A 20,448-nucleotide genomic window follows, 5' to 3' on the forward strand; every position below is an offset into this window, starting at 1 on the left:
AGTGATCTGACGGCCTTTGGTGTATCTGAGTTACGTTACTGTTTGGCTAGCGTTAGCCGGCCTCACCCGAGTTTACCGGGATGCATGCAAGGTTTTCACGACGCAGGGCAGCACAAGCAGCGCGGGCTTCTGTCTCGCCATCAAAGCCAAGCAGTCTGGCACGGTATACAACACCTGTGCCGCTGGCCTGCTGTTCGACTGTCGCACGGGTCAGGCGCAAGACATCGGGTGCTGTGCGGGCTGCTGCAAGAACAGCTTCCTGTGCGCGGCGCTGATCGCTAAAGGCGCCAACCTGAATGGCCCAGCCGTTGGTGGTTTCCGGTTTAAGTCGGGTGACAATGGTTTGGGTATCGATCCGTCCGGGTTGCTGTTCGGCTTCGCGCATGGTGTCGCGTTTGGCGATCAAAAGCTGCGTATCTGCAGGCAATATCTTGTCATCCGGGCTGATGCGCGGGCGCGGAACTGTGATCTCGCCTTCTTTGGTCAGTTTGATATAGGCCTGATCCAGAAGCTTTTTCATCTGATCATCGCGGGTACGTGCGGTACGCCCCCCAAAGACAACACCAATCAGGCGTTTGCCATTGCGGTTGACCGAGGCAACAAGGTTAAAGCCAGACGCATTGATATAGCCGGTTTTGATCCCGTCGGTACCGTAATAAGACGCCAGAAGATTGTTGTGGTTGCCATAGGTGCGATTGCCGAACTTGAACTTCTGGGTCGCAAAATAATGATAATAGCTGCCGTAATTCTTGCGCAGCGCGATTGCCAATTGGATCATGTCGCGCGCGGTGGTCATCTGGCCGCGATTCGGAAGGCCGGATGCATTGCGGAACGTTGTCCGTTTCATGCCAATGCGGCGTGCTTCAGACGTCATCATCTGGGCGAACTTGATTTCTGTACCACCAAGATGTTCCGCGACGACAACGGCGATGTCGTTGGCTGATTTGGTGACCAAGGCCAAAATGGCGTCTTTTACGGTAATCGTTTCACCGGGATTGAGCCCCAGTTTGGACGGCGCCTGTCCCCAAGCACGCTTGGAGACTTTCATTGGCGTTGAAAGCGATACCTTGCCATGTTCAAGGGCATTGAAAACCATATAAAGCGTCATGATTTTGGTCAGAGACGCTGGATAAACTTTATGATCCGGGCGGTATTCATGGAGAACTTCCCCACTTTCGCCATCAATGATCATCGCAGTGTAAGTGCGCGCAGATGCATCATTCGGGGCAAGTATGGTCGTCAGCAGAAGGGCAGTCAGGCACAAAAATGCAGCCAAACAGCCGCGCATCCCAAAGGGGCGCTTTGCAAAAAGTGCTTTGGCCATTGCATTTGGCCCGGACGGGGTCATTAAACGCATTATACGGACTCGGCTTTCGATCATCCCCAAGAACTAAATATGACCAATCTCGCATCATAGCCTTAAACAAATGTTTAAGAACGTCGATTTTCATCTTAATCAATACGCGGCCTTGCAGCGGCCATCTTTGTACGCGAAAGTTCTATTTATATCTGCTGTCCGACAAAAAATCGAGGATCGAATGGTTAAATTAATTGCCCCACTTCTCAACAAGATAAGCATCAAGCGTGCGAATTTGAACAGTTTGGCTGTTCTGACATTGGCTGCTGTCGGGCTCGCAGGCTGCACCTTTACGCAAAATAGCGACGTCAGTAATCCATTGGTGCGCAAATCGACCTGGTTTTCTTATCTGAATGCCGATGATCTTCGTGTGGCCTGTTCTGCAGGGGATGCTGAAGGTCGGATTCGCATCATCTATAATGCAGACTATTACAAAGAAGTTCGTGTTTTTGAGCTGAACCCACAGCTGGCGAACCAGCAGTTTGAACTGACAAGTCGTGTTTTTGGTCCGGCCCAGGTCAGTAACATCAATGTTGAGGTTACCGCACCTCTTGGCGCATTTAGTGGCGATGTCACGACCGACGTGATCGATCGGGATGGCTATCTTAAAATCACCGATGCACTCCAGAATGACGGATTCGGAACGCAACAGCAGCGTGACGGCGTTCGGCTTTATTCGGATGATTATTATTGGGTCGCCCTTGGATGCTCATCAGGCTACGTGACGCTGGGCACCTGGATGTCGGGAGTCGATGACCTGCAAGCGCTCACTTTCCCAACTGTTCTGTCTGAGATGTCGAGTATCGAAAGTGACTTGCCCAAGCCACCAGCCAAGGACAAAGCCCGTTCGCAAAGTGCAGCGCAGAGTGCTGCTATTATGAATGACGATTCCCGGACATTCTATCGCACGGTGCGCGGAAACATGCTGCGTTAGGCCTGTTCGCTCGGTGATCTGATTTCAAATGGGTGCGCTGATAAAAGCGCGCCCATTTTTGTTTGTCCCGCATTGCGAAATCAAATCTATCGGCTAGGCATTTGTTCAAATTGGTATTTTGTCGTTGAGGTAGGCTGATGCTGAGTTTGATTGGCTAAAAATAAGAGTTATTTGATGGCGGTCGTGATTGATTGTCACGAAAGTGTTCTTGACCTGAGGGGGCTATTCCATCTAGGGTTATGCTGCAATGCAACATAGCCTCGGGGCGATATCCCGAATGGCAGGAGGTTGAGGCAATGGCTGTTTCTAAACAGAACTCCTCTGTGAAATCAGGGAAAAAGGTATCTGCGCCGGCCAAAACGATAACCCGTTCGGCTGTTTCTGCGTCAGATCAGACTAAATCCGCTTCCAAACCCGTATCAACAACGGTCTCTGCATCAAAGACGATACAGTCACCAAAGCGTGTGGTTATGACATCTTCAGAGATTGAAGCGGCGGCCAAGCATGCCGATGTTGACGTGACCGATAGCGTCAAAAAAACGGATGCCGCGGTTGTCAAGGAGCCGGTTAGTGCTGCCAGCCCGGAGCCCGCGTCGCATAAGGCGGAAGCTACGGAAACGAAACCAAGCGACACAAAAGCGCTTGAGCCTGAGTCCGAGCCGGCCAAGGCATCTGCATCAGGTTCTTCTGTCGCGGAAAAACCTGCATCGCGGGCAACGGCAAAGAGTGCATCTTCTCCTGCTGCGGCACAAAAGAAAGCTGCAGTGGTCACGCCGTCCGCGCCGTCATCTTCTTCTGAAATTGAAAAGGCGAGTACTGTGAGCACGAAAAGCAAAACTGCAACATCCCCCAAAGCGGCTGCGCCTGTTGCTGCTAAACCGGCGACAGCCCCTAAAAAGGTTGCTGCTGTACCTGCTGCGCAATCAACGAAGCCAGCAAAGACAACAGCAGAGCCAAAACCAAAATCCAAGCCAGTAGCCAAAGCAGCAGCGAAGCCGGCAGCCAAGCCCGTGCCGAAAACGGTTGCGCCTGAGGTTGTTAAGGCAACAGCGCCAGCGCCGAAGGCAAGTCCTGCTCCAGCTTCTGCTCCGAAACTTGTCGCAAAAGAAGCAGCAGAGCCGCTGGCAGCCAAGTCTGACAATGTGTTTGGCTTTGGCGCGATGTTTATGGATCCAAATGCGATGGAACCCTATCTGCAGCTGTGGAAAACGCCGGAAATTGATGCAATGGTATCGGCCAGTCAAGATGCGCTGGAAGAAAGCGTTTCGGTTGCCAACGAAGCCTTCACAAAACTGTTCGAAACAATGACCGGGCAATCAGATGTTTTTTCTGGTGCCGGATCACGGGTGGTAGCGCAATGTGAAGAGTTGCTCGATACGCAACAAAAGAGTTTTGAGGAAGTCTGGCAGGCATCCATGGCGCTGTTTGAGAAAACGGGCGGCATTGGGACTGAGCTTGCAACATGGATGCAGCGTGAGATTGAAGCATCACAGGCAGACATTGACGCCCTTACCAAGGTCGAAAGTCTGTCGGACATTCAGGAGTTGCAAACTCGGATTCTGAGCCGTTGCTATGAAAGCAGTGTCGCCGAAGGCGAGAAAGTTCAGGAAATCATGATGTCGGTGATGGCAGATAGCTTCAATGCGATGACCAAAGCGGCAAATACTGTAACGAAATGATGCGAAGTCGATTGTCTCAACCGACCGTAGTGTGAATATGATAGCGGGCATGGCATCTGGTCATGCCCGTTTTTTTATGGGGCAGAATTTTAAAACAATGCCGGTTTTCTGCGCTGCGAACGCAATCGTGTTTACGAAGTTTGTCGGGTGATCTTGCAGCGGGTTAATCTCAGCCTAAATGAATCGTGGATAGACAATAATTTAGTCGTGCCAATTTGTTCTGCGGCCTTTGAAACAGTGTGGCAATGACCTATCATGGAGTTCATGCAGGAAATAAGGGTTCCGGTAAGTAGAAGATGACTGAACAGGATAATGACGGCGTTGATCTGCCGAATACGGGGATCGTAACAAAGACACGACCCAAGACGAAAAAGCCGTCCATGTATAAGGTGTTGTTGCTAAATGACGACTACACCCCGATGGAATTCGTTGTTCAAGTGCTGGAACGGTTTTTTGAAAAGGGTCGCGAAGAGGCTACCGAAATCATGCTTCAGGTTCACCGCAAGGGAGTTGGGGTATGTGGCGTGTTTACGTATGAAATTGCGGAAACCAAGGTTAACCAGGTCATGGACCTGGCCCGCCAGAACCAGCATCCGCTGCAGTGTACCTTAGAGAAGGAGTGACATATGTTATCGCGCAATCTTGAGGAAAGCCTGCACCGTGCGCTCGCATATGCGTCAGAGCGCCGTCACGAATATGCCACTCTTGAACATCTTCTTTTGTCACTGACCGAAGATCAGGACGCGCTTGCAGTGCTTAAAGCCTGTCGGGTGGATGTTGACCGGTTGCGCTCAGACCTTTTGGAGTTCGCTGACAGCGAACTTTCCGGTCTGATCAGTGCGCGGTTGATTGATCCGAAGCCAACCGCTGGCTTCCAGCGCGTCATTCAGCGTGCCGCCATTCATGTCCAGTCGTCTGGTCGCGAAGAAGTCACGGGTGCAAATGTGCTGGTTGCGTTGTTCTCTGAACGGGAATCGCACGCGGTTTATTACCTGCAACTTCAGGACATGACCCGTCTTGATGCAGTCAATTATATTTCCCACGGCATTGCCAAAGCGACCGAGCTCAATGAGCGTCGCATTCCACGTGGTGCTGACGAAGAACCGGTTTCGGGCATGCCACCAGAAGGCGAAGAAACCGGACCGGCAGAAGGCGAGGCGCTTAAAGCATATTGCGTGAACCTGAACGCCAAAGCACAGAAGGGTAAAATTGACCCGCTGATCGGCCGTCAAAGCGAAATTGACCGAACCATTCAGGTCCTGTGCCGTCGTACCAAAAATAACCCTCTTTATGTGGGGGATCCGGGGGTCGGTAAAACGGCCATCGCCGAAGGTCTGGCGCGCCGGATCAATGATGGCGATGTGCCAGAAGTTCTGGCCGATGCAACGATCTTTGCCCTTGATATGGGCGCATTGCTGGCGGGTACCCGTTATCGCGGTGACTTTGAAGAACGCCTGAAAGCGGTCGTCAAGGAACTCGAAGAATATGACGGTGCTGTCCTATTCATTGACGAAATTCACACTGTTATTGGCGCGGGGGCCACATCCGGCGGGGCAATGGATGCGTCCAATTTGCTCAAACCTGCCTTGGCAAGCGGTTCCTTGCGGTGCATTGGGTCGACAACCTACAAGGAATTCCGCGGTCATTTTGAAAAAGACCGTGCGCTTGTACGTCGTTTCCAGAAAATCGATGTTGATGAGCCTTCTGAAGAAGATACCGTCAAGATTCTCAAAGGTCTGAAGCCGTATTACGAAGACCATCACAAGGTCAAATACACCAACGAGGCCATTCGTTCAGCGGTTGAGCTTGCATCACGATATATTAATGACCGCAAGCGCCCTGATAGTGCGATTGATGTCATTGACGAAGTCGGTGCGTCAAGGATGCTTGTTGCGCCGAGCAAACGCAAGCGCACAGTAAGTAAACGTGATGTCGAGGAAATCGTCGCGAAGATTGCCCGCATCCCGCCAAAATCGGTTTCGACCGACGACCGTAAGGCATTGGCCAATCTGGAGCGTGATCTCAAGACTGTCGTGTTTGGTCAGGACAAGGCAATTGAATCGGTTGCCAGTGCAATTAAACTGGCACGTGCAGGGCTGCGGGAGCCTGAAAAGCCAATCGGCAGCTACCTGTTCTCCGGCCCGACCGGGGTTGGTAAGACCGAGGTCACCAAACAGCTCGCGACTGTGATGGGTATTGAGTTCATCCGGTTTGATATGTCTGAATATATGGAACGTCACAGCGTTTCACGCTTGATCGGTGCGCCACCGGGCTATGTCGGTTTTGATCAGGGTGGGTTGTTAACCGATTCCGTCGATCAGCATCCGCACGCCGTTGTGCTGCTTGATGAAATCGAAAAGGCCCATCCGGACCTGTTCAATATCCTTCTTCAGGTTATGGATCACGGCAAGTTGACCGACAATAATGGCAAGACAGTTGATTTCCGGAATGTCGTCTTGGTCATGACGACCAATGCCGGTGCTTCGGACATGGCCAAGCCACCAATTGGTTTTAAGCGCGAAATGCGTATCGGCGAAGATGAAGAGGCGATAAAACGCACCTTCTCGCCGGAGTTCCGCAACCGTCTGGATGCGGTTGTTCCGTTCGCTAATCTGAAACCGGAAGTGGTCAAGATGGTTGTCGACAAGTTCATCTTGCAGCTTGAAGTGCAGCTTGCTGACCGCAACGTTTCGATTGAACTTACCGAAGCCGCCCGGACGTGGCTTGGCGAGCGGGGCTATGACATTGCGTTTGGTGCACGTCCGCTTGGTCGTGTCATTCAGGAACATGTTAAAAAACCGCTGGCCGAAGAGCTTCTGTTTGGCAAATTGTCCAAAGGTGGGGCTGTTCTGGTCGACATCGAAGATGATGCCGTCATTTTCCGTTATCCGGAGGATGAAGGTGGAAAGAAACAGCAAAAAAAGAACCCGGAGATGGCTGATTGATAAATCAGTTCTCTGGTCTGGAGATGTTGTTAATCATTGGCAGTTTAGATTGGGGCCCGGGGAAGTGATCCCCGGGCGCCGTTTTATAAAGAATGCCAAAGTACAATGAGCCAAGCTGCACAAAGAAAATTTAGAAATGAAGTCGAGGAATTCCTGTCCCGGCTAGAGTTGCGTGCGCGTAAGCTGGTTGCGTTGGCCAATGATCTTGAAAAGCGTGCGGAAAACTCCGACATCACCGGATATAGACCGTTCCGCGAAGAGGTTGATAACTTCAAAGCGCTGTCTCTGGTGATTATGGAGCGCCTGAACAAGCTGGAAAAGCATCCTAAGAAAGAAGAGCTTGAAGAGCAGTTTCATAAACTTCAGGTCGTGATGCTTAAGATCGTGATCAAAACCAGTTTGAAGTTTTTCCATGTGATGAGTGGGAAAGAGAACTTGCCGCTTGGGGCGCGTGAGATGTTCCAAAGCGAGTTGCGGACGCTGTATGAGGCAGAGCGGATGATCTCTGATCCACGCTATATCAGTCAGCTTGACGGGACCGCGCGCGACGACCTTGATCGTGCAAAATCAATCCTTCAGGAAATTATCGAGAAAGCGCCAGCCCTTTTGAATTTTGGTACGCGAAAGAAAAAGCGCGCCAAATGAGACTAGGATGATCTCCTTGTTTTGGACCCTTGTTGAAGCGTCTTTGCAAAATGCAAAGAAATATAGTCGCATTTTGCAATCTTTGCATTTTGAAATGCAAAGATGTCTTGATCCTGTCCAAAAGGGCAGGAATCGGAGAGAACCAATCCCCCCAAAAAGTGGGGTTTTGACAAAAAACAAAAGTTGGCACGCTTCCTGCTTAGGTGATGTCGGACAGTTGTTCTTTGCAGGGGCGCACTATGCGCCTGGAACAACGTAATCTTCTGCAGTTTGCTCGTGTCCCAACCAAACTCAGCGGCGGTTTTTCCGCCGCTTTTTTCTTGCCTGATTTTCAAAGATTTACGATGGCGCTCTTGTCGATGCGCTCGCAATCCACATATCACAAATGTGGAAAGTAGCCTTTTGTGTCTGATATTGGTCACCATTTCTAAATTAAGTTGTAGCAAGATGAATTCTTTAGTATAGATATCTATACTTTAGTTTAGTGATATTTATCCTCGGGATGATAACGTCTGGGAGGCAAGCTAATGATATCTAAGAAAAGTATGATTTTTGGGGGCGTTGTTGTTGCAACGCTATTGGGCTCATCGTTCGTCGCGACAGCAAAGTCAGAGCTTCCGGGTGATCCGAATGTTCTTATTACCGATGCGATGATCAAAGATGTTCGCGAGTGGTTGAAAAATCCGGTTGTTGGTCTGTCGATAACCTCACAGAACAAACTTCGAAAAGATATGACGCAGGATGAGATCGATGCTGCCGATTTGCAATGGCGTGCCGAACGAGAAGCGGAAGACCAGCCCCTTGTTGCCGCCATTCTGACAAACCCGCTTTCCAGTTACCTGACACAAGTCCAAGCGCGATCAGGTGGGTTGTTTGCCGAGATATTCGTGATGGATGCTGCCGGACTGAATGTTGGGCAAAGTTCAATCACATCAGATTTCTGGCAAGGCGATGAAGCAAAGTTCCAGAATACCTATCCCAATGGTCCTGACGCCGTTTTTATTGACGAAGCAGAATATAACGAAGAATCCGATACGTGGCGTTCGCAGCTCAATATGACCATGAGCAACGAAGAACGTCAGCCCATCGGTGCGGTGACCATTGAAGTCAATCTGAATGAGCTTGCACGTCGCAGCAGTCAGTAGGGAGAAAAGCCATGAACTTCTTCAAAAACCTTTCCATTCCTGCAAAGCTGACAACCTGTTTTGCTGTGATGATCGCGGTAATCCTGATGGTCGCGGCAGCGGGCATGTTTTCGACGATGAAAGTACAAGGTGCGAACGAGCAGCGCGACTACCTTTCAGAATTTGAACGTGATTATCGCAATCTTGATCGTTCTTATCTTATGGCCCGTCAGGAACTGATTTATTTCCTGACCACCGGCGATCGTGCAGGGCTTCTAAGTTATCAGAAGTCACTTGAGGAAATCGACATTCGTACAGATGTCCTTAGAACCTACGGAGCCATCGGCCCGGATGTTGCCAGTCTGATCGACGAAATGGATGGCGCGATTGATCGCTGGGAAGAAATCGCAGCTGAGCAGGCGAAACTGATGCATCACTATCTTACGGTGAACCATGCGCGTGCAATTGAAGCATCGGGTGAGCCTCGCGAGCTTTCTGATCGCGTAAGTATGATTGCAAGCCAACTTGCCAAAAACATTGATGAACGGGTGCTGGATGTTGAAAATCAGGTTGCTCAGGCAATGAGAATTTTTCAGGTCACACTTGGCATTGGTGTTGCGTTGTTGATTGCGATGGCTGCCTTGTTTGGTGGCACCCTGTCGCGCATGATTGCAACCCCGATCCGCAAAATGACCGAAGCTATGGGCAGCCTTGCATCGGGCAATCTTGATATAGAAACCCTTGATATGAAGCGCTCTGACGAAGTCGGTGCCATGGCCAAATCGCTTGAAGTTTTCCGTGAAAATGCGCGTGAACGGGCCCGTATGGCAGAGCAGGAAAAGCTTGAAGCTGAACGGCAGGTTGAACGTGGCAAGCGTATGGGCGTTATAACGGCTGGTTTCGATGAGAAAATTCAGGATGTTTTGAATTCGGTGAAAGTGGCCCTTGATGAAGTTCGTTCTGCATCCGAGACATTGAGTTCGCACGCCGTACGGGCAAATCAGGATGCTCAGAACGTGGCCGAACAGGCCCATGAATCTTCTGCCAACATTGAAACGGTTGCATCGGCAACAGCACAGCTTTCAGCATCGATTTCTGAAATCTCGTCGCAGATTGCCCGCATTACCGAAATTACACAAATGGCCGTTGAGGAAACTGAACGCACCAATGAGCGTGTCGAGAAGCTTAACGAAGCCGCCCAAAGTGTTGGCGAGGTTGTCAATCTGATCAGTGATATCGCCGATCAGACCAATCTTCTGGCCTTGAACGCAACCATTGAGTCCGCCCGTGCTGGTGAAGCAGGTAAAGGCTTTGCCGTGGTTGCCAATGAAGTGAAAAACCTTGCATCCCAGACGGTGAAGGCGACGGAGCAAATCACCGCCAAAATTTCAGAGATGCAAAGTGAAACCGGTGCCGCGTCCGAGGCCGTTCATGGCTTTGCCGATACCATTCATAAGATCGATGAATTGATGTCGGTTGTTGCCAGTGCGGTTGAAGAACAAGGGGCTGCGACAGAAGAAATTTCACGCAGTGTCGAAGGGGCTGCGAATGGCAATAACGCCATTTCCAGTGCTGTGAAAAACGTTGCCGATGCAACAACTGAAAGCGGTGATCTTTCCAATGGTCAGCTTGACAGTGTTGGCAAATTGGCCGCGGCCAATGATGAGCTTCGCACGCATGTAAACGGCTTCCTGGATGACGTACGTACCGTCTGATCAGAAGCGGATTTTCTCCAAAGGCGCGGTGTCAAAACCGCGCCTTTTCCTTATGTGCGAGTCTTATGTGCGGCGTTGCGTCATATCCCCGGCAGTAGACCGCTGCTTTACTCCTGACGATAGGGGCTGTGTTCGGCCAGGATAAAATCACGATCCTGCGCGATATGGTTTTGTTCCTGACGCAGGAATTGCGCAACGGCACGTTTCAGGCCGGGATCGTTAATCATGTGGGCGGAATGGGTTATCACCGGCTCATATCCGCGCTGGATTTTATGTTCACCTTGCGCACCGGCCTCCACCGTTTTCAAACCATGTTCGATTGCAATATCAATTGCCTGATAATAACAGGTTTCAAAATGCAGAAGCGGGGCGCGGTCCATTGTGCCCCAGTTCCGTCCGTAAAGCGTCTCTGACCCGATCAGGTTCAATGCACCTGCAACCATGTCATCATCGTGAAATGCCGCAACCAGAACCGTGCGATCGCGCAACCGTTCATGGAGCAGTTCAAAGAACTCACGGGTCAGATAAGCCTGCCCCCATTTGCGATCCGATGTGTCGTGATAGAAATGGTAAAACCGGTCCCAGTGATGGGGTTTAAGGTCATCCCCGCGCAGGGCCTCAAACCTGTAGCCGGCTTCAAGAACCTGTTTGCGTTCTTTGCGCAGGTTTTTGCGTTTACGTGAATTCAGCGCACCGAGAAAATCATCAAAGCTTTGATAACCGCGATTATGCCAATGGTATTGAATGCCGGTCCGGCGCAGAAACCCGGCATCTTCCATAAGTTGACTTTCACCCTCGCTGCAAAAGGTAACATGCAGTGTGGCAATGCCAAGTTGTTCGGGCAATGCCGCCAAACCATTGATCAGGATACGGCGAATGCTATCGGGATCAGGATGATCGGGGGCAACCAACAGACGCGGGCCAGGAACAGGGGAAAAGGGCACGGAAGATTGCAGTTTTGGGTAATATTTCCCGCCGGCCCGCTGATAGGCCTCTGCCCAGTTCCAGTCAAAAACATATTCACCATATGAATGGGCTTTGACGTAAAGCGGGACAATGCCCGATATAGTGCCGTTCTCATCGCTCAGTACCAGATGAAACGGTTGCCAGCCAGTTTGGGCCGTTGTTGAGCCGCTATCTTCCATGGCCGATAGAAAGGCAAAGCTGACAAACGGATTGTCCGAACCTGCACATTTATCCCAGTCGACTTGTCCGACTTGGTGGATGTCGGTCACGGTTTTTATTTCAGCAGGCAAAATTCGATCCCCTGATTCGATCCGATACGGGTCTTGGAACAGTGCTTAACCCTTTTGGGGCCTTTGTTTTTGTACGCATTAGCCGGTATATGCGTTCAGAAGATAGGGGCAATGCATATTTACGCAAGGGAAAGCCTTTGACGGACGCGCTTCAAGGTCCTATTTCATTGGGCCACAGGCCGTTATGGAACGGTCTGACAAACGGCTCGGGATTATCCCGTGTCGCCCCTCGCGAAAAAAAAAGGATGGTGCGCCGTGAACAGCAAGCTTTCGTTGGAGAAGGACAAGATCAAGATCGTCCTGCTCGAAGGTATCCATGAAAACGCTGTAAAGATGTTCAAAGAGGCCGGCTACTCTAATGTCGACCATTACCCTGCTGCGCTCGACGCGGACGAATTGAAGTCCGTTGTCTCCGATGCGCACTTTCTGGGCATCCGTTCTCGCACCAAACTAACCGAAGAAGTGATTGACGCGGCGCCCAAGCTGACCTCTATCGGGTGCTTCTGTATCGGGACCAATCAGGTTGATCTGACGGCTGCTGCAATGCGCGGCATACCGGTGTTTAACGCACCATATTCCAACACCCGTTCGGTTGCCGAACTGGTGCTGGGGCAGGTCATCATGTTGCTTCGTGGTATCCCGCAGCGTAATGCGGCGGCCCATGATGGCGGTTGGCTGAAAAATGCCAAGGGTTCTTATGAAGCACGTGGCAAGACGCTGGGTATCATTGGCTATGGCCATATCGGGACGCAGCTTTCGGTTCTTGCTGAATCGCTTGGCATGAATGTCATTTATTATGACGTCATCAACAAGCTTGCGATGGGCAATGCAACGACCTGTTCTTCGATGGATGAATTGCTTGCGAAGTCTGACGTGGTTTCGCTGCATGTTCCTGCCAATGAGCAGACCAAAAATATGATCACCAAGGTTGAAATCGCCAAGATGAAGCCCGGCGCGCATCTTGTGAATGCAGCACGTGGCAATGTCATTGTGATTGATCATCTGGCAGCCGCCCTTGAAAGCGGACATCTTGCAGGGGCTGCACTTGATGTATTCCCGGTCGAACCTGCGGGTAAGGATGAAATGTTCGAAAGCCCGCTTCGCGGCATGAGCAACGTCATCCTGACCCCGCATATTGGTGGTTCAACCCAGGAAGCGCAGGAAAATATCGGGGTTGAGGTCGCTGACAAGCTGATCACGTATTCCGATAATGGCTCGACCTTGGGTGCTGTGAACTTCCCGGAAGTCTCGCTTCCGGTCAAGGATCGCAGCCATACGCGCTTTATGCATATTCACCGCAATATTCCGGGCGTTCTGTTGAAAATAAACGACGTGTTTGCCCGCCGTGGTGTGAATATCAGCGGCCAGTATCTTCGTTCCGAAGGTGGCGTTGGCTATGTGGTTGTCGAAGTCGACGAAGAAATCAAACCGGGTGCGGGTGTTCGCAAAGAACTCGCTGCCATCGAAGGGACACTCCGTGTCCGCTTCCTGTTCTAATCCGATCTGATTAAAATAGCGGACCAAACAAATGAAGGGGCGCGAGCCAGAAGGTGCCCGGCCTTAATAATTTTACATTCTCTTTGACAGGAAGTTTCTAATTCGAGCGTGGTGTGGAGCCACAATGTGCTACGTAACGTAATCACCAGAAAGCGTTTATTAAAAAGCCAGCGGATGATGTCCGCTGGCTTTTTGAAACTCCGTCAACTTAATAAGTTGGGTTAACCCACTATGATCGTTGAATATGCCTTACTGACCGGTTTTAAGTTTGGTCCACATGCGGGTGCGGGTCCGCAGATCGCGCGATTCCGGCTCGACTTTTGAACGCAGACGTTCTTTGACTTCTTGGGTCGGGTAAACGCCCGGATCAGATTTCAGACCTTCGTCGATGAACTCCATGGCAGCTTCGTTCGGGCTGGCATATTCAACATAGTTTGCCAGATCCGCACCAACATCTGCACGTAGGACGTAATCGATAAATTTGTGAGCCAGATCAGGGTTCGGTGCATCTTCCGGGATCATCATCGCATCAAACCAGATCAGCGTACCTTCTTTCGGGATCACATATTTGATTTCGTTGCCATTGCTGGCTTCTTCTGCGCGAAGGGCTGCCTGACCGACATCACCGGACCACCCGATAGATACACAGACGTTACCATTGGCAAGGTCGTTGATGTATTGCGAGCTGTGGAAATAGGTGATGAACGGACGGACTTTTCCAAGTTGGCCCATCGCCGATTCGATGGTTTCCTTGGTCGGCGGACCATCTGGTGAATTCCCAAGATAGAAGTTCACAAGCGGAGCGATCTCGCCCGGATCATCCAGCATCGTCAGTCCGCATTTCGAAAGCGGTTCGGCATATTTCGGATCGAAAACAAGCGACCAACTATCTATCGGTGCGTCATCGCCAAGTGTTTCCTGGACTTTGGCAACGTTATAGCCAAAACCGTTGGTGCCCCAAAGATAAGGCACTGCATAGGTGTTGTCGGGATCGTATTTTGCCTGCTGCTGCAGGATTACCGGATCAAGGTTGCCATAGTTCGACAGCTTTGATTTATCAATCGGCTGGAACAGCTTGGCCCGGATCAGGCGTTCTGCATCTGCAAGGGTCGGAACCACGATGTCATAGCCGGAATTACCCGCCAGCAGCTTGGCTTCAACCAACTGGTTGCTGTCGTAAACGTCATAATTGACCTTTACGCCATATTCTTTTTCAAAGTTCGCAACGGTTTCTTCGCCGATATAATCAGACCAGTTATAGACGTTGAGAACTTCCTGTGCGGATGCGCCAAAGGCAAAGCCGGAAACGGCTGTTGCAAGCACAATCATGCTTGAAGTTTTAAGAAGAGATTTCATTTCGCTGAGCCTCCCATGTGGCAGCGTTTGAAAGTTTGATGGTCTTGTTGTTTGGTTCCCCCAAGACCAAGGGCACTTCTAATATCCTTTGAATGGATCAGGATATTGTCAAACACAAGATGGAAAATTGTGCATTTTTCGCATCATGTGAAAATTTAGGCATAAGCAATGCAATAATCTTGCGCCGGGCGCGATCTCCCGGCGCAAAGTTCGATCACTGATTTTAAACGTTGAGCAAAAGATGCTCGCGTTCCCATGCACTGATCACGGTTTGATAGGCATCCCATTCGGCCTCTTTAACCGCAACAACAGCGGCCGAGAATTCGTCGCCCAACAGTTCTTTAAGCGGTTTGCAGCGATGGAATTTCGCCAAGGCTTCGTGAATGTGACGCGGTAGGGAATGCGCCCGGTCATAGCCCGATCCTTCGATCGGGGCGGTCGGGTCGATTTCCTCGATAATGCCAAGCAATCCACAGGCAAGCGATGCCGCAACCGCCAAATACGGGTTGGCATCCGCCCCCGGCAGGCGGTTTTCAATGCGGCGTGCTGCGGGCGGGCCGTTTGGCTGACGCAGGCCCACGGTTCGGTTATCAAGTGACCAATGCATGTTGATCGGGGCATCCGACCAAGGCTGCAAACGGCGATAACTGTTCAGGTTCGGCGCCAAAAGCGGCATGGCGGCGGGAAGGTAACGTTGCAGGCCGCCAATATAGTTCAGGAACATTTTCGAGTTTTCACCATCATCATCGGCAAACAGGTTCTTGCCGGTTGTGATGTCGAGAAGACTCTGGTGAATATGCATCGAGCTTCCCGGATGGTTGCCCATCGGTTTGGCCATAAACGTGCCATAGACGCCGTGCTTGAGCGCGGTTTCACGCAATGTGCGCTTGAACAAAAATGCCTGATCGGCCAGTTCAAGCGGTGCGCCATGGTTGAAGTTCATTTCAAGCTGGGCCGGGCCGGATTCGTGGCTCATGGTATCGGCGTCGATATCCATGGCTTCGCAATAGTCATACAGGTCTTCAATCAACGGATCGAATTCGTTGATCGCATCGATTCCAAACGCATTTGATGCGCGTTCCGGGCGTCCCGAACGGCCAATTGGCGGCTCTAGCGGGTTGTCAGGATCGGTGTTTTTCGCCACCAGATAAAATTCAAGTTCCGGTGCGATAATTGGCTTCATGCCGCGTTCTTCAAAGGCCCTCAGAACACGTTTAAGAACACCGCGCGGAGAGATCGAAACCTCTTCGCCCGAGAAGTGAAAACAGTCGCAGATGATCTGTGCTGTCGGCTCTTCATACCAGGGCACGACGCGAATGGTTTCCGGGTCGGGAACCATGACGACGTCTTTCTCCGCAGGATCAAGGAATGCATCGGTTTCTTCCGGGTATCCGCCAGTGACAGTCAGGCAGAAAATGGCCTCCGGGATGGCAAGGCTTTTGGCCTCCAGCCCACGTAGGAATTTCTGCGTTGGCAGAACCTTGCCACGGGCGACCCCTGACATGTCCGGTACAATGCATTCGACTTCTTCGATTTTTCGCTCAGATAGCCACTTCTTGAGATCGGTGCTCATATGTAGTCGGGCGCTTTCACGCCAGTCCTTCAAAATTGCATTTTCTTGCGTTTTTCGGGCCATTCCCGGCAAATTTCGCAAGAAAGGATGTTGGTCTTCGAAGAGTTTTGTATTTAATTTTGTCTTTATTTCAATTTGTCGAATTATAGACGAATTATTGTGGGTATTGTCGAAGATATCAATTCATATCTCTGGAACGCTTCCACCATATTGCGCTATAGTCGCTCCAGATTATTATAAGGGTAGCGTCTGGACGCTGGTCAAGGAGGTATTATGAAAATCGCACATCCATATCTTATGTTTCTTGGTGATGCGCCGGATGAGCTGGCTGCAAAAACCGCACTTGGTATCAAGCAATGGCGCCCTGAATGGTGCGTTGGACAGCTGAGCCTTCCGGGCTGTAAGGCTGATCTTGGCTTGCAGGAAATGTCGATTGCCGAGGCAAAGGCAGCAGGTGTCAAGACGCTTGTGCTTGGCGTTGCCAACCGTGGTGGCATCATTGGCCCGGCATGGATGGAAACCCTTCTCGCGGCAATCAATGCCGGAATGGATATTGCCAACGGCCTGCATACCCGCCTTTCCACGATTCCCGAACTGGTCGAAGCTGCTTCTGCCAAGGGTGTCAGCCTGTTTGACGTCCGTCATTTCGATGGCAAGGTTCCGGTTGGGAATGGCGAAAAGCGTTCTGGTAAGCGTGTTCTTGCTGTCGGTACCGATTGCTCGGTTGGTAAAATGTACACCACCCTGGCGATTGATGCGGAAATGAAAAAACGCGGCATGAAATCTGATTTCCGCGCCACCGGCCAGACCGGTATTTTCATCGTCGGCCAAGGTATTTCGGTTGATGCGGTGATCTCGGACTTCATTTCGGGTGCGGTTGAAACCATTGCACCGGCAAATGATCCGGACCACTGGGACGTGATCGAAGGGCAGGGCAGCCTGTTCCATGCATCCTTCTCGGGTGTGACGATGGGCCTGATCCACGGATCGCAGCCTGATGCGCTTGTGATTTGTCACGAACCGACCCGTGAACATATGCGCGGTCTTCCGGGTTATAAATTGCCGGATCTGAAAACCTGCATGGACGTTAACTTGCAACACGCCAAACTGACCAACCCGAATTGCGTGGTTGTCGGCTTTGCGATCAACACCAAGTCGCTTGACGACGCAGCAGCAACCAAACTTCTGGCTGACATCGAAGCAGAATTCGGTCTGCCGGCGGTTGATCCGGTTCGTACCGGCGTTGTGTCCATCGTTGACAAGCTGCAGGAGATTTAAGTTGCCCAAACTCAATGTGATTTCCGAGGTTTTCCCCTTAGCGCAGGTTTTTAAAATCTCGCGCGGGGCACGGACCGAGGCACATGTGGTCAAGGTGACGCTGTCTGATGGCGAATTTACCGGCTATGGGGAATGCGTTCCCTATGCCCGGTATGGTGAAACCGTCGATGGTGTGATTGCCGACATCAATGCGCAGGCAGACGCGCTTGATCACGGCATGACGCGCAAGGAACTTCAAGATGCCATGAAAGCAGGGGCAGCCCGCAATGCTGTTGACTGTGCATATTGGGATATGGAAGCCAAGCGCACCGGCCGTCGTGTTTGGGAAATGATCGGGCATAAAGCACCAGAAGGTTTGGTCACAGCCGAAACGCTCAGCATCGATACGCCGGACAAAATGCGTGAAGCTGCACGCAAAATTGCCCATGCGCCGTTGCTGAAGGTCAAACTGAACGGCGAAAACGTTCTCGAATCGGTGCGTGCCGTCCGTGAAGGTTCGCCCAAGGCCCGCATCATTGTTGATGCCAACGAAGCCTGGTCGCTTGAACTGCTTGAAGATATCGGTGCCGAACTTGACGCGCTTGGCGTTGAAATGATCGAACAGCCGCTGCCGGCCGGGCAGGATGACGGTTTGATCAATATCGACTGCCCGGTTTTGCTGTGTGCGGACGAATCTGTTCATACGATTGCCGACATTCCGCGTCTGGCCAATCTGTATGACATGATCAATATCAAGCTGGATAAGACCGGTGGTCTGACAGGCGCGCTTGAGCTTGCAGAAGCAGCCTCCAAGGCCGGTATGCAGATTATGACCGGCTGCATGGTGGGAACGTCGCTTGCGATGGCCCCGGCCATGATTACCGGTGCCATGTCACGCATTGTCGATCTGGATGGCCCGATCTGGATGGCCAAGGACCGTGAACATGGGCTGAGCTTTGATCACGGTGTCATGGGCTTGCCCGATCGTGAACTTTGGGGCTGATCCCGGCTTTTGAAATCTCACAGGCTGTCCGTGTGATGACCTGAAATGCATGAACGCCGCGTTGATTTTTCGACGCGGCGTTTTCATTTGTAACCACGGGGTGGGGCGAAGTCCGCAACTGGTTTCCGGAATGCAAAAAAGTTTAACTTTTTTAACCTCGGTCAAAATCTATCAAATTGTTAATTTTGTGTTTATTTATCAATGGATTGGTGTGGCAGTGTGGGGAGAAAAGGCCCCAAAGCGGCAGTTCCTTTGGCGTTCCCACCTCTAATGGATAGTTGTATCTTTGGTTAAATAAGGGAACGATGATACCCAAGTCCCGGGGCTGATAGGCTCCTGAAAAGATTGAAGTTGGAGCTGTTCTGCGTGCTATCTGGCCCTTTCAGAGATAGTAAGCGCATCGCTGGACCTTTGCGATGTTGCTATCGAGACTTCCTTTACACGCCAAGGCATGCGGAATTGATGCATCTTCGGCGTAAGGAGTCGATTCAGCTTTCCGCGCGTTTTGCAGCTTTGTTCGTTTTGATCTTGTTGGCGATTACCCCGTTCTGGGATGGTGTAATCGCCGCTGATATGATGTCCTCGCAGACCTTTGTGATGCGTGCGCTGGTCGCCGCAGTCGCGGTGGTTGTCATTACCAACCGGGCAGTCAGTGCGCGGTGGCGCCGTCATTTCCCCTATCTCCCTATGTTGATGCTGATCGTTGCGGCATGTTTGCTCTGTGTCTTTGGCGGCAATGATCCGCTGGCGACGGAGAAAATGCATTCCACGCATAGTTTCCTGATGCTGGGGATTGTGGTCATGATCGCGATCATGCCCGTAACATTGGTCGAGGCCGGAATACTCTCGCTGCCGATCCTTGCGCTTGTCATTGTTGGCGGGCAGGGTGGCTTGGCAACCGGCATGATCCCGCTTGAAATGCTGTTGGCTGTTTTGGTGCCGCTCGCGGTATTTTCCGCCCTTGTTCAGCTTTATCGGACTATTACAGCTGCGCATGAAGTCGCAATTGATCCGCTCACCGGGTGCTATACCCGCGCGTTTGGCATGGAAATGATCAAGGTGACCTTTGACAGTGCCGTGCGCAAAAAGGCGCCTTTTACGGTTGCATTCATTGATCTTGATGATTTCAAGCAGATCAATGATCGCTATGGTCATGATTATGGCGATCGCATATTGGGCGAAGTCGGCGACAGTCTGATGAACAGGTTCCGTCGCTCGGACCTTGTTGTCCGTTGGGGTGGGGAAGAATTCCTGATCCTGCTGCCTGAACTGGATATGTATAGGGCACAAGAAGTCCTTGAACGTGTCATGGCGCCGGGCTTGGCCAAACTTGAAAGCGGGCAGGTGCAAAAGGCAAGTGTCGGCTTGTCCGAACGTCTGGAAGACGCCATTGCCTTGCCACAGAACCTGATTGAACTAGCCGACCGTCGGATGTATGACGCCAAAAAACGCCGGGATCATGATGACATGATTGCCGATGGCCTCTCGGGCCGCTATGCCCCGGCAAAGCGAAGCAAGGCATCCACACCCTCCGGTTCTAGTGTTCGGTCTGTGGATCAAAGTGCTAACTAGCTTCCATAGAGCTGTTTTGACATGAAGTGAGCTGAATGGCGGCGAGCAGGCTTTCAGCTTCGCTGTTGTCGCAAGTGCCAATGGATAGATGACGTCGCAAGCATAATCGTAGAGAGATCCGAGGATCCTAGACTGCAGATAGTAAAGAGACTTTCCGCTTAGTATCTACTATGAGCCATTTTCTGATGTTAAGTCGGAGTTCTTTTGCTTGCCTGTTGCATCACCAATAACTCATATATTGCCCGCCAGCACGTTCTCTGAGGATGCTACACAACCATAGTATTCTTTAGGTTGTCTCAAAAAGTTGATCCTAAGCTGTATGTTTTTCTAACTGCAAAGGAATGCTAGTGTGCCGCTAAAAAAGCATCACTTTCTGGAGGTTTAGATAGCAGTCATATCCCATAGCCGTGAAACGTTAAAGCAAGTCTCTAATTTGATAGAGGTTGCTTGCGGGGAATAAGGCATCTGAAAATGATTGGGCGATAATGCTGATTGATTCAGATGGCTAAAATGTTAAACCGGATTAAAAGTTTTT

The 20,448-nt window shown here is 51.1% G+C and carries 16 protein-coding genes; 11 read left to right on the top strand and 5 right to left on the bottom strand.

Annotated features, from left to right (window positions below):
• Positions 1-52: 52 nt before the first annotated feature.
• Positions 53-1,324: a serine hydrolase gene (locus RIC05_RS15085; RefSeq protein ID WP_350045513.1), complete on the bottom strand. Its 1,272-nt coding sequence runs from the start codon at positions 1,322-1,324 to the stop codon at positions 53-55.
• Positions 1,325-1,427: 103 nt separating this feature from the next.
• Between RIC05_RS15085 and RIC05_RS15090 the strand changes: the two genes are divergently transcribed.
• Positions 1,428-2,291: a hypothetical protein gene (locus RIC05_RS15090; RefSeq protein ID WP_350043253.1), complete on the top strand. Its 864-nt coding sequence runs from the start codon at positions 1,428-1,430 to the stop codon at positions 2,289-2,291.
• A 391-nt stretch (positions 2,292-2,682) separates the two neighbouring features.
• Here RIC05_RS15090 and RIC05_RS15095 read toward each other — a convergent pair whose 3' ends face one another.
• Positions 2,683-3,297, bottom strand: a complete 615-nt coding sequence (locus RIC05_RS15095) for a hypothetical protein (protein WP_350059765.1) — start codon at positions 3,295-3,297, stop codon at positions 2,683-2,685.
• Between the two features lie 4 nt (positions 3,298-3,301).
• Here RIC05_RS15095 and RIC05_RS15100 point away from each other — a divergent pair, with 4 nt between their 5' ends.
• The 6 genes from RIC05_RS15100 to RIC05_RS15125 all read left to right on the top strand — a co-directional run bounded on the left by RIC05_RS15100 (position 3,302) and on the right by RIC05_RS15125 (position 10,399).
• On the top strand, positions 3,302-3,970 hold the full coding sequence (locus RIC05_RS15100; RefSeq protein WP_350059766.1) for a phasin family protein: 669 nt from the start codon (positions 3,302-3,304) through the stop codon (positions 3,968-3,970).
• Positions 3,971-4,266: 296 nt separating this feature from the next.
• Positions 4,267-4,593, top strand: coding sequence for an ATP-dependent Clp protease adapter ClpS (clpS, locus tag RIC05_RS15105; RefSeq protein WP_350045515.1), 327 nt, complete (start codon positions 4,267-4,269; stop codon positions 4,591-4,593).
• Between the two features lie 3 nt (positions 4,594-4,596).
• Positions 4,597-6,915: an ATP-dependent Clp protease ATP-binding subunit ClpA gene (gene clpA, locus RIC05_RS15110; RefSeq protein WP_350045516.1), complete on the top strand. Its 2,319-nt coding sequence runs from the start codon at positions 4,597-4,599 to the stop codon at positions 6,913-6,915.
• Between the two features lie 105 nt (positions 6,916-7,020).
• Entirely contained in the window at positions 7,021-7,560 is a 540-nt protein-coding gene (locus tag RIC05_RS15115; protein WP_350045517.1) for a hypothetical protein, read from the top strand.
• A gap of 527 nt (positions 7,561-8,087) precedes the next feature.
• Positions 8,088-8,705: a hypothetical protein gene (locus RIC05_RS15120; RefSeq protein ID WP_350045518.1), complete on the top strand. Its 618-nt coding sequence runs from the start codon at positions 8,088-8,090 to the stop codon at positions 8,703-8,705.
• An 11-nt stretch (positions 8,706-8,716) separates the two neighbouring features.
• Complete coding sequence (locus RIC05_RS15125; protein ID WP_350045519.1) at positions 8,717-10,399, top strand: methyl-accepting chemotaxis protein; 1,683 nt, start codon at positions 8,717-8,719, stop codon at positions 10,397-10,399.
• 107 nt (positions 10,400-10,506) lie between these two features.
• Here RIC05_RS15125 and RIC05_RS15130 read toward each other — a convergent pair whose 3' ends face one another.
• Entirely contained in the window at positions 10,507-11,655 is a 1,149-nt protein-coding gene (locus tag RIC05_RS15130; RefSeq protein ID WP_350045520.1) for a GNAT family N-acetyltransferase, read from the bottom strand.
• A gap of 255 nt (positions 11,656-11,910) precedes the next feature.
• Here RIC05_RS15130 and serA point away from each other — a divergent pair, with 255 nt between their 5' ends.
• A complete protein-coding gene (serA, locus tag RIC05_RS15135) occupies positions 11,911-13,152 on the top strand; it encodes a phosphoglycerate dehydrogenase (RefSeq protein WP_350045521.1) in 1,242 nt (413 codons plus the stop codon).
• A 249-nt stretch (positions 13,153-13,401) separates the two neighbouring features.
• Here serA and RIC05_RS15140 read toward each other — a convergent pair whose 3' ends face one another.
• Both RIC05_RS15140 and RIC05_RS15145 read right to left on the bottom strand, forming a co-directional pair.
• Entirely contained in the window at positions 13,402-14,508 is a 1,107-nt protein-coding gene (locus tag RIC05_RS15140; protein ID WP_350045523.1) for a polyamine ABC transporter substrate-binding protein, read from the bottom strand.
• Positions 14,509-14,731: 223 nt separating this feature from the next.
• Positions 14,732-16,081: a glutamine synthetase family protein gene (locus RIC05_RS15145; RefSeq protein WP_350043451.1), complete on the bottom strand. Its 1,350-nt coding sequence runs from the start codon at positions 16,079-16,081 to the stop codon at positions 14,732-14,734.
• 273 nt (positions 16,082-16,354) lie between these two features.
• On the opposite strand from RIC05_RS15145, the gene dgcN reads away from it, so the two are divergent.
• From dgcN to RIC05_RS15160, 3 genes are all read left to right on the top strand, one after another.
• On the top strand, positions 16,355-17,359 hold the full coding sequence (gene dgcN / locus RIC05_RS15150) for an N-acetyltransferase DgcN (protein WP_350043452.1): 1,005 nt from the start codon (positions 16,355-16,357) through the stop codon (positions 17,357-17,359).
• Position 17,360: 1 nt separating this feature from the next.
• Positions 17,361-18,341: an N-acetyl-D-Glu racemase DgcA gene (gene dgcA / locus RIC05_RS15155; RefSeq protein ID WP_350045524.1), complete on the top strand. Its 981-nt coding sequence runs from the start codon at positions 17,361-17,363 to the stop codon at positions 18,339-18,341.
• A gap of 462 nt (positions 18,342-18,803) precedes the next feature.
• Positions 18,804-19,913 carry a GGDEF domain-containing protein gene (locus RIC05_RS15160; RefSeq protein ID WP_350045525.1) on the top strand — a complete coding sequence of 370 codons (1,110 nt, stop codon included), beginning with the start codon at positions 18,804-18,806 and terminating at the stop codon, positions 19,911-19,913.
• Positions 19,914-20,448: the final 535 nt, after the last annotated feature.

The organism is Thalassospira sp., from assembly GCF_040218635.1.
In the GTDB taxonomy this organism is placed as follows: Bacteria; Pseudomonadota; Alphaproteobacteria; order Rhodospirillales; family Thalassospiraceae; genus Thalassospira.

Excerpts from the sequence above, each read along its gene's own strand:
- RIC05_RS15085 (WP_350045513.1), bottom strand. The coding sequence starts at position 1,324 with ATGGCCAAAGCACTTTTTGCAAAGCGCCCCTTTGGGATGCGCGGCTGT.
- RIC05_RS15090 (WP_350043253.1), top strand. The coding sequence starts at position 1,428 with ATGTTTAAGAACGTCGATTTTCATCTTAATCAATACGCGGCCTTGCAG.
- clpS (WP_350045515.1), top strand. The coding sequence starts at position 4,267 with ATGACTGAACAGGATAATGACGGCGTTGATCTGCCGAATACGGGGATC.
- clpA (WP_350045516.1), top strand. The coding sequence starts at position 4,597 with ATGTTATCGCGCAATCTTGAGGAAAGCCTGCACCGTGCGCTCGCATAT.
- RIC05_RS15115 (WP_350045517.1), top strand. The coding sequence starts at position 7,021 with ATGAGCCAAGCTGCACAAAGAAAATTTAGAAATGAAGTCGAGGAATTC.
- RIC05_RS15120 (WP_350045518.1), top strand. The coding sequence starts at position 8,088 with ATGATATCTAAGAAAAGTATGATTTTTGGGGGCGTTGTTGTTGCAACG.
- RIC05_RS15125 (WP_350045519.1), top strand. The coding sequence starts at position 8,717 with ATGAACTTCTTCAAAAACCTTTCCATTCCTGCAAAGCTGACAACCTGT.
- RIC05_RS15140 (WP_350045523.1), bottom strand. The coding sequence starts at position 14,508 with ATGAAATCTCTTCTTAAAACTTCAAGCATGATTGTGCTTGCAACAGCC.
- RIC05_RS15145 (WP_350043451.1), bottom strand. The coding sequence starts at position 16,081 with ATGAGCACCGATCTCAAGAAGTGGCTATCTGAGCGAAAAATCGAAGAA.
- dgcN (WP_350043452.1), top strand. The coding sequence starts at position 16,355 with ATGAAAATCGCACATCCATATCTTATGTTTCTTGGTGATGCGCCGGAT.
- RIC05_RS15160 (WP_350045525.1), top strand. The coding sequence starts at position 18,804 with ATGCATCTTCGGCGTAAGGAGTCGATTCAGCTTTCCGCGCGTTTTGCA.